Origin of the sequence: Larkinella sp. VNQ87 (assembly GCF_049445795.1) — a bacterium.
In the GTDB taxonomy this organism is placed as follows: Bacteria; Bacteroidota; Bacteroidia; order Cytophagales; family Spirosomataceae; genus Larkinella.
The window spans coordinates 63,538-73,428 of sequence record NZ_JBMSDT010000022.1 but is presented as its reverse complement, the minus strand read 5'-3'; the positions used below and the strand labels follow the sequence as shown (position 1 = coordinate 73,428).

At 50.4% G+C, this 9,891-nt stretch carries 5 protein-coding genes; 1 reads left to right on the top strand and 4 read right to left on the bottom strand.

Going from position 1 to position 9,891, the window contains the following annotated elements; translation table 11 throughout:
- Positions 1-155: 155 nt before the first annotated feature.
- Positions 156-3,710: a DUF4175 family protein gene (locus ACO2Q8_RS27915; protein ID WP_423348191.1), complete on the bottom strand. Its 3,555-nt coding sequence runs from the start codon at positions 3,708-3,710 to the stop codon at positions 156-158.
- 106 nt (positions 3,711-3,816) lie between these two features.
- Positions 3,817-4,203, bottom strand: coding sequence for a hypothetical protein (locus tag ACO2Q8_RS27910; RefSeq protein ID WP_423348190.1), 387 nt, complete (start codon positions 4,201-4,203; stop codon positions 3,817-3,819).
- A gap of 126 nt (positions 4,204-4,329) precedes the next feature.
- Between ACO2Q8_RS27910 and ACO2Q8_RS27905 the strand changes: the two genes are divergently transcribed.
- Positions 4,330-5,046 (top strand): ComF family protein, encoded by a 717-nt coding sequence (locus ACO2Q8_RS27905; protein ID WP_423348189.1) that lies wholly within the window; start codon positions 4,330-4,332, stop codon positions 5,044-5,046.
- Between the two features lie 36 nt (positions 5,047-5,082).
- On the opposite strand, the gene ACO2Q8_RS27900 is transcribed toward ACO2Q8_RS27905, so the two are convergent.
- Both ACO2Q8_RS27900 and mfd read right to left on the bottom strand, forming a co-directional pair.
- Positions 5,083-6,351, bottom strand: coding sequence for an SUMF1/EgtB/PvdO family nonheme iron enzyme (locus ACO2Q8_RS27900; protein WP_423348188.1), 1,269 nt, complete (start codon positions 6,349-6,351; stop codon positions 5,083-5,085).
- An 87-nt stretch (positions 6,352-6,438) separates the two neighbouring features.
- On the bottom strand, positions 6,439-9,885 hold the full coding sequence (gene mfd, locus ACO2Q8_RS27895; RefSeq protein WP_423348187.1) for a transcription-repair coupling factor: 3,447 nt from the start codon (positions 9,883-9,885) through the stop codon (positions 6,439-6,441).
- Positions 9,886-9,891: the final 6 nt, after the last annotated feature.

The window sequence follows — 9,891 nt, the reverse complement described above, 5'->3', positions numbered from 1 at the left end:
CGATGCCCATCCGGAACTGGGGTATGATTCTAAATCAGTTTTTAACTATTTTTGAAGAGAGGGTTAGGCTGTAAGCTTCGCCCACCCCCGATTGGAAAGTTACACGGTTATTGCGATAGTCCCCAAAAAAGAAAAAGGGGCCGAAGCCCCTTAACTTACTTTAACTTTTTTAGATACGTATCAACTTCTCGTTTGTAAAAAGGCGAAAAGTCGGGGGGAACAGAACGAAGCAATTCAACTTGTTTCTGCTTATCTTTCACCAACTGTTCATACTGCGGAGGTGGATTGCGCATAACCGGTTTTGCCGATTCGGCTTTCCGCTGCATGTCTTCTTCCTGCTCTTTAATGGCCTTTTCGGATTCCAGTAATCGAACGAGAACATCTTGCTGACGTTTAATGGTGTTCTGATTCAGCCGTTTATTTACTAATTCCGTTTCCGTTTCGTCCATTTTATTCATTAACTCGTTCAGTTCATTGCCAAGTTTTTTACCGAGTTCAGTGCCTTTTTGCGCATCCTGTAATTCTTTCAGCATTTTACGCATCATGGCCTGTTCAGCGGCTAAACGAGACAATTCTTCCGACATGCCCCGATTTCCCTTGCCACCTTGGCCCTGATTTTGGCCTTGCTTCATGAGTTGTTGCATCCGCTCGTTAAGCTTTTTCTGCATCTCCCCCATCGCCATGCTTTTCCCCTTGCCTTTTTTCTTACCCTTACCTGAACTAGAAGACGCCATTTGATTCATCTGTTCCTGCATTTGCTTAAATACATCGCTAAGCATAAGAGCCAGGTTGTTAATAGACGTCATTGCAAATTGCTGCTTGGATGTAGCAACGTTCAATCGACGTTCACGAATGTATTTGACACTTTCATCCATGTAGCCTTTCATGTTGTTTAACTCCCGCGTCACAAACGACTGAATTTGCAACACACGATTTGCCAACGCATACAGGCTATCTTCAATGATTTTGGCATCATCCTGCAGTTTTAATTGGTCCTGAGCGAGCTTCACAAAGCGGGGATCTTGCAAAGAAACCGCTTTAAAATCCTTCATAACCCGCTCCTGATCGAACGAAAGCTGAATCAGATTTTCCAGAATATCCCGCAGATCATCCATGTTTTCCTGCGACTCTTCCATCTCCTGCGACTGCATCTGTTGTTGCAATTGCTGGCTCAGATTCTTCATCTGTTTGGCCGCATTCCGCTGTGATTTCGAAGCTTTGTCGTTCTGCTTCTGATCGAGTTGCTGCTGACTTTCCTTCTGCTCGTTGCTGATTTCCTGCTGAAGATCCTTATGCGTATCCGGCTCCTGGCTGTCTTTCATCTCCTGAGCCATTTTCTCGACCTCCTTCAGTTCTTCGCGGGTTTTTTCGAATTCTTTGCTTAGTTCTTCCTGCTTTTTGCTCAACTCAGCATTGTCTTCTTTCTTGGAAGAATCACTCTCATTTTTCTTATTATCGCCATTCTCGTCTTTTTTCGACTGCTGGTTTTCGTCTTTCTTCGATGCCGCATTCTCATCTTTTTTCAACTGGGCACTGTCCTTTTTCGATTGTGCATCGTCTTTTTTCGACTGCGTTTTCTCGTCCTTTTTCGACAGGGCATCCTCTTTTTTAGGCTGCATTTTCTCGTCTTTCAACGCCTGGTTCTCTTTCTTTTCTGTTTCGGTGGCCAATTTTTCCTGTTTCTCGGCCTGCTTATCGAGTTCTTTGATGGCGTTTTCCATCTTCTGCTCCATCTGCAATTGCTTGAAAAGCTCCAAGGCCCGCTCCAGTTCTTTCTCCAGGTTCTTCTCCTTATTCTTCAGCCGGTCGAGCATATCGATCATTTTGTCGTCCTGCTTTTGCTCCATCAGCTTCTTCAATTCTTCGTACAGCTTCTGCGTTTCAGGGTCCATCAGTTCGTTCATCAGCTTCTGCAACTGTTCAAACTTTTGGAGCAATTCCGGATTCTGGTTGTTAAACCGCTGCTGACGTTCGTTGTTAGTCTGATTTTGTTGCTGCAATTCTTTCAATTCCTGCATCAACTCTTCCCGCTTTTTGAGCAATTCCTCAGCCTGCTTTTTATCCTGAAAATCAAGGTTTTTCTTCGTTTGCAGGCGGTTTTCCAACGAATTCAGATCTTTCTTCAACTGCTGTGCTTTCGACAGCGTTTTGCTAATCTGATTCTCGGTCTTCTGAGCCGAACGATCGGCTTCTTCGGCCAGCTTTGACTGATCCGGAACCGCAAACTGAGCGAAGCTGGAGCGGCCGCTTTTGAAACCATTGATGGCGTCGTTATCCCAAACTTGAACGAAATACTCCAGCCGGTCGCCGGGCTGCATCTTCAAACTATCTAGGCCCCACTGGTAATAAAAATTCTGAGTAGAAGCCGAACGGTTAAATGGAATGGCGCGCGTCAGGAATTTATCCGGAGCGCTCTGTCCCGCCCGAATTACCTTATACATCACCTTCAGGTTGGAAAAACCGTAGTCATCCGTGATGGTCCCGCCCAGCATGACGTAGTTGTAGAAGGTGGTATCCTTGAAGTTTTCCAGCGACACCTGCGGGAATTTGTCGTTAACGACGTTCAGCGTGTACTGAATATTGTCCCGGCTGGCGGCTACTTTGTTCTTCAGCGACACCGAATACATCGAGGATTTCTTTACCATGCGCGAGAATTCAAACTCATCCGACGACTGTTTGTCGGCCACCAGCCCACGCGGTTCGCCCGCAAACCGGACCAGAACCGAGTCGGTGTTGGAGGCCGAAAACCGCCAGGTCACCTGCGTTCCTTCCGGCACCAGCAGGTTGCCTACATTGGAGAGTTGCTCCGACGGTTTGTTCAGGTAGGCCGGATAAATCAAGCTTACATCGAACGAAAGCAACCCTGGGCGATCCAAAACCGCCAGTTCATAACCCGGCGACTTGAAACCAACCGCTTCGAAGTGGAATGGAATATCGCGTTGAACGTTGTCGAAGGTGTACGTAAAAAGGCCTTTCCCATCGGTATTCAACTTAAACCGGGTCTGGTTCGAAACCAGGTAGACATCCTGCGGCAGGGCGCTGCCTTTCAATTGCAGTTCCAGCGTGTAATCTTCGTTGCGGAATGCCTGGAGCGTTTTGTTACGCAGCAGGAACTGGAACGGCGCTTCCTCGGCAAATTCCTGGTCGTAGCTGATGATGCGCTTTGAAGTGCTCGTCAGAAACGCCGGATACAGGAGCAACAAACCGCCGATAATAAAAGCCGGGATGACCGCGTACTTCACAAACCGCCGGTTTTGGTTAATCTGGATAGCATCGGCAAACCGCACAATCAGCAGTTGCTTCGACCGCTGGTTGATGCTGGCTTCAAGCAGATCACTTTCCTGCCGGTTGAGCGCCCGCAGTTGCAGGGTGTTGAGCAGCTTGTCCCCTACTTCCGGAAAAAACCGGCCGATCTGCTGGGCCGCTTCCTCGTTGGTCAGTGACTTGCCGATGCCGTACAAATGAATCAATGGGTTGATGATCCAGTAGTATAAGGCCAGCAACATAACCGTCAGCGAGCCGAAGAACAGAACGGCCCGTACAGGCGAACTAAACCGGCCAAAAAACTCGGCCGTGTTCATCAGCAAATAAACCGATAGCGAAAACGCAATAAAGAAAATGGCGCCCTTGGCAATCTGGTTGATGTAAAACTTTTTCCGGTATTCGTCAATACGCAGGAGCAGCGTTTGAATCGATTCTTGCATCTGCATCGGTGTATTCGTAAAGGGTTAATACGGCTCTGGAAATCAGGGTTCTAATTCGTAGATGAATATACTCATTTACGAGGTAACTTCCTTGTTAAAACGAAAAAGATCGTTACGCAATTTTATCAGAAGGGCTAACTTCACCCGTTTCGGGGGAGTCTAGGTAATCGGAGAAATATTTGACGACGTGGAGCTTTAAAAAATTCTCCTGCGTCAGCAGATCGATGTGCGGTACTTTCTGGACGAGCCGCCAGTGGGGCCAGCCATCCTGATCGGTTCCGACCAGTTCATAGTAGCCGGACAAACTCAAAACTTTGCAGATAGCAATGTGCATCAGATCCTGCTTCTGTTCTTTAGTAAAAACCTGCGTGCCGCGCCCCAATTCCTGCACGCCAATAAGGAATAACACGCTGTTTAAATCGGCCGGACGTTTGCCGACCGCCTTTTCCAGGTAATCCAATACCTGCTCCCACTCTTGGTCTATTTCCTGTGTAATCATTGTCGCTAAAAATTTCTGAGACTCGGTTTTATGACTTTTTACGCCCTCGTTCGTCACATATAGAGAACAAAAGAGGATCGTCGGAAACGGTTCGTTGCATTAAAACATTTTTGGTGAACTAAGTTCGTGAAAACCATTGCAAAACTATTCAAAGCGGGGTTAAATGACCTATTGAACCTGTTCTACCCTAACCCCTGTTTGTTGTGCCGGAATACGCTGCAAACCCACGAAGAATTCGTTTGCACAGCCTGTCGGCTTGAGTTGCCCGAAACCGGCCAGCACCGGGGTGAAGCCCTGATAACGAATCAGCTGAAATTTGCGGGAAAAGTGCCGGTCGCGTTTGTGTACTCTTACCTGTATTTTACCAAAAAGGGAAAAACACAGCGGCTGATTCACGCGCTGAAATACCAGGAGAAAAAGGAAATCGGTTGTGTACTCGGTCGTTGGTATGGCTACCAACTCAAAACCGACTGTCAACTTAATGAACAACTCGATTTAATGGTGGGCGTTCCGCTGCATCCGGCCAGGCTACGGCAACGCGGCTATAACCAAAGCGACTGGTTTGCGAGAGGGCTTTCGGAAGCACTGGAAATTCCGTGGAGTGATCGGGCGTTAAGCCGGACAAAATTCACGCTCAGCCAAACCGGCAAAGACCGGATGGGACGCTGGGAAAACGTTAGCGATGTATTCGTGGTAAAAGAGCCCGATTTGGTGGCAAATAAGCGCATCTTACTCGTGGATGACGTGCTGACTACCGGAGCCACGCTGGAAGCCTTTACGGTCGCTTTACGGGCCGCCGGTTGCCAGTCGGTAGGGATCGTAACATTAGCGGCCACCCGATGATCGAGTGGCCGCCAGAAGGGTCCAAAAAAGAAAGGATTACTTGTTCCGTCCACCGGCAATCATCGCACACCGGAAACCGATCGTCGCCGTGGCCGAATCCTGCGCCAGGAACCGGCGCGTACCGGGAGCCAGCCAGTAGGACACATCAGCCCACGAGCCACCTTTGTACACCCGGAGTTTATCGTTGATGATCGAGTTACCGTTCTTGGTATCGTAGTTCTTCTCTTCATCCTGGTAACCGTCGCGACGCAAGGGGTTCAGGTCGTTCATATCCTGGTAGGAAAGCGGACGGTATACATCATACACCCACTCATTCACGTTTCCAGCCATGTTATACAAACCGAAGTCGTTGGCGGGGTACGAGTAAATTTCAGCCGTGATGATAGCCGCGTCGTTCGATTTGCCGGCAATACCGGCGTAGTCACCGCGACCGCGTTTGAAGTTAGCCAGCATCTGTCCCTGTTTCCGGCCTTTCTTGGCGTTCCGAACCGACGAACCATCCCAGGGGTAAATCCGCTGGTTCGACTGGTTCTCGTCGATGTATTGCGTACCGATCATGGCTTTTGCAGCATACTCCCACTCCGCTTCCGACGGCAACCGGTAGTTTGGCAATACATTGCCGCTTTCCATCGCCGAGGTAGTTTGCGAGTTTTTAGCAACAGCCTGTTCCGCTTCACCCGCCGGAGCTGCCTCTTCTTTTTTCTTCCGCTTCAGCGAGAAGCCTTTTTTCTTCGTACCGGTGCTGCCCTTCTGCGCCATGTTGGCATTGACGGCATCCGTCCGCCAGGTCGAGTAGTCGACGGCCTGCTCCCAGGTTACGCCCACCACCGGATAATACCGGAAGCCGGGGAAACGGAGGTATTGCGTCACATAGGGATCGTTGTACGACAGCGGGTTTTTCCAGACGTTCGTGTCAGGCAGGGCGCGGGTGTACACTTCTTCGGATGAATCGCGTTGAATCGCATCGAGGTATTCCAGGTAGTGAATGTTGGCAATCTCGGTTTCGTCCATGTAGAACGACTGGATGCTGACGGTCCGCTCCCGGTTGTCCCGCGAGTTCATCACATCTTCTTCCAGCGCCCCCATCGTGAAACGGCCACCCTCGATGAACACCAGGTTCGGACCGGCCGATTGTCCCCGGTATTTCGCGACCTGAAAACCATTCTCTTTATTGTAGTTAATACCGGTGGCCGTGCTCTGCTTCCCTGGCTTCACGCTGGTCGGGTGCTTGGATTTACACGCGCCTAAAACTGCGGCAAATGCCAGCAGGTAGACCATTGAGCGTAATGGTTGTGTTCGATTCATTGCGTTTTGGTAACTAATAGAAGTTCAAAATTACAGTATGTCAGGCAAACTTTCACGATTCCGAACAACCGGTTTTCATTCCGGCCGTTACTCCACTAGCTGGCTCAGCACCTCGTCCATCTGATCGACTGTAGTAACGTCGCGCTGCGTAAAAATCAGCTTTCCTTTATGATCTTTTAATGAGCAGGTTGACGAATGTTTCTTGACGTAATCAATTACTTTGCCAAACTGCCCGGAGTTGAAGAAAACGTCATTCCCTGATGAAACGAAGGTACCCTTCATGATATTATTCTTCAGCGTCAATTTTTCGAACTGCAAACGCTCAGCTTTCCAGCGAATTGTGACGAGTTTGATCAGATTTTCGACCTCTTCCGGCAGTGGCCCGAAACGGTCGACCATCGAACGCTGGAAATTGCTTAACTCGGCCTGCGTCTGAATGTTATCCAACTGATTATACAACGACAAGCGCTCGGAGATATTGGCGACGTATTTTTCGGGAATCAGCACCTGTAAATCAGTCTCAATCAAGGTATCGGGCAGCAACGTTTTCAGATTGTCCTCATCGGGCATAAAGAGGTTTTTGAACTCGGTTTCCTTCAATTCCTGAACGGCTTCGTCCAGAATTTTGTGGTACATTTCAAAACCGAGGTCGTTGATAAAACCGCTCTGCTCGGCTCCGAGCAAGTTCCCCGCGCCCCGAATATCCAGGTCACGCATGGCAATCTTGAACCCTTCGCCCAGTTCCGAAAAGTCTTCAAGCGTCTGCAGGCGCTTGCGGGCGTCGGAGGTCAGCACCGACACCGGGGGCGTCATCAGGTAACAGAACGCTTTTTTGTTCGAGCGCCCGACCCGGCCGCGCATTTGGTGCAGATCCGACAAGCCGAACATATGCGCCTGGTTGATGATGATGGTGTTGGCGTTCGGAATGTCCAGCCCGGATTCGATGATGTTGGTCGACACCAGCACGTCGTAATCACCTTCGATAAATTTGGTCATCACCCGCTCCAGCCGCTCTCCTTCCATCTGGCCGTGGGCCACCGTCACGCGGGCGTCGGGCACGAGCCGCATGATCAGGTTGGCGATGGATTCAATGTCGTTGACCCGGTTATGGACAAAAAATACCTGCCCCCCCCGCCGGACTTCGTAGCTGACCGCATCCCGGATGAGGGCTTCGTTGAACGGATGAACCTCGGTGGTTACGGGCTGGCGGTTGGGCGGGGGCGTCGCAATCACCGAGAGGTCGCGCGCACCCATGAGCGAGAAGTGCAGCGTGCGCGGAATGGGCGTGGCTGTCAGCGTTAGCACGTCCACATCGACCCGCATCTCCTTCAACCGGTCTTTGGTTTTTACCCCAAATTTTTGCTCTTCGTCGATGACGAGCAAGCCCAAATCCTTGAATTTAACGTCTTTGTTAACGATCCGATGCGTGCCAATCAGAATCCCGGTTTCGCCCGACGCGACCCGTTTCAGCGTCTCCCGAATCTGGGCCGTGGTCCGAAAACGGTTGATGTATTCAATTTTGACCGGAAAATCGGCCAGTCGCTCCCGGAAGGTGTTGTAATGCTGCATGGCCAGAATGGTCGTTGGCACCAGAATCGCCACCTGCTTGTTGTCCGTCACGGCCTTGAAAGCCGCCCGAATCGCGACTTCTGTTTTTCCAAAACCCACATCGCCACACACCAGCCGGTCCATCGGGTGCGACTGCTCCATGTCGACTTTCACATCCGTGGTCGCCTTGGCCTGGTCGGGCGTATCCTCATAAATGAACGATGATTCGAGTTCGGCCTGCAAAAAGCTGTCTTTCGAAAACGCAAAACCGGGTGCCTGCCGCCGTTTGGCGTACAGCGAAATCAATTCCTTAGCAATGTCTTTGACCTGCTTCTTAACCCGCGATTTTTTCAGTTCCCATTCCTGCGAACCGAGCTTGCTCATCACGGGTGGTGTGCCTTCCTTGCCGGTGTACTTGGCAATTTTGTGCAGGCTGTGAATGCTGACCAGCAGAATGTCGTTGTCGCGGTAAATCAGCCGGATCGCTTCCTGCTCCTTGCCCCCCACGTCCACTTTTTCCAGGCCCGCAAACCGCCCAATGCCGTGGTCCACGTGCGTCACGAAGTCGCCCGGTTGCAGCGTTTTCAGTTCCCGCAATGTCAGCGCTTTCGACTTCGAGAACTTATCGCGAACCCGGTATTTGTAGTAGCGGTCGAAAATCTGGTGGTCGGTGTAACACGCCACTTTCGTCTGCTCGTCGATAAAGCCTTCTTTCAGCGAAATGCTCAGCGGCTGGAATTTGACAAACGGATCAAGCTCGTCAAAGATGGTTTTGAGCCGCTCGTGCTGCTTGTACGATTCGGCCGCAATGATGTTGGTATACCCTTTCGACTGGTTATCCGCCAGATTATCAACCAACCGCCGGAAATCCTTGTTGAACGACGGCTGAGCTTTGGAGGTGTATAGCAGAGGGCGCGGGGCAGAGGGTAAACCAGCTTGCTCATCGGCAATTTCTGCCCCATGCCCCATTCCCTCTGCCCCATTCCCTCTGCCCTCTGCCCTTACCCCTCTGCTCTTAAAATAAAACCGTCTGCCAAACTCCACCGTCCGGAAGGCTTTGATCTGGTTCAAAATCCCCCGCCGGGTTTCGAACAAGGCGTCGGGGTCGGACACGATTTGAATGCCACCTTTGCCGCCGACCAGACTAGCCAGGCTTTGCTCGGCTTTTTCGAAATTCTTCTCGATGATTTCGAGCGTCAGCTCCACGTCTTTGAACCAGAGCGTGGCGGTTTTGGGGAGAAATTCCAAAAACGGTTCACGGGTTTCGTGAATCAGCTTGTTTTCAATGTTTGGAATGATGCTGATGCGCTCCACCGGATCGGTCGAAAGCTGGCTTTCCGGGTTGAAGGTCCGAATGCTTTCTACTTCGTCGCCGAACAATTCGATCCGGTACGGAAACTCACTGGCAAACGAAAACACGTCGATGATGCCCCCGCGAATCGAAAACTGTCCGGCTTCGTAGACAAAATCCGTTTTCTCGAAATCGTAGCTGTTCAACAGTTCGTTGATGAAATTGGCGTCCAGCTTATCGCCGGTTTGCACCGACAAGGTGTTTGCCCGTAACGACCGTTTGTTAATTACTTTTTCGGACAAAGCTTCCGGGTACGAAACCACCACGACCGGCTCTTTCGCATCCAAATTCAACTTGTTCAGCACTTCGGCCCGCATCAGCACGTTGGCATTCTCAATTTCCTCGTACTGATACGGTTTTTTGTACGACATCGGAAAGAACAGCACCTCCTGCCCGAGCAGGTTTTGCAGGTCGTTGTAGAAATACGAAGCTTCTTCCTTGTCGCTCAAAATGAACAAAAACGTCGAAGGCTGCATCCGGTAAATAGCCGCAGCCAGCACGGCGTCGAGGCTACCGGTAATGCCTTTCAACTGAATCCGGGAAGGCTCATGGGTTGGGGAGTGGCGGAACTGTTCACCAATGATTTTGATGAAACTATCTTCGGTGTATAGCGTAATTAAATCGGCTACTTTCATACAAGC

What these genes read in the sequence shown, in the direction of transcription:
- mfd (WP_423348187.1), bottom strand. Translation starts at nt 9,885, where the DNA reads ATGAAAGTAGCCGATTTAATTACGCTATACACCGAAGATAGTTTCATC.
- ACO2Q8_RS27910 (WP_423348190.1), bottom strand. Translation starts at nt 4,203, where the DNA reads ATGATTACACAGGAAATAGACCAAGAGTGGGAGCAGGTATTGGATTAC.
- ACO2Q8_RS27900 (WP_423348188.1), bottom strand. Translation starts at nt 6,351, where the DNA reads ATGAATCGAACACAACCATTACGCTCAATGGTCTACCTGCTGGCATTT.
- ACO2Q8_RS27915 (WP_423348191.1), bottom strand. Translation starts at nt 3,710, where the DNA reads ATGCAGATGCAAGAATCGATTCAAACGCTGCTCCTGCGTATTGACGAA.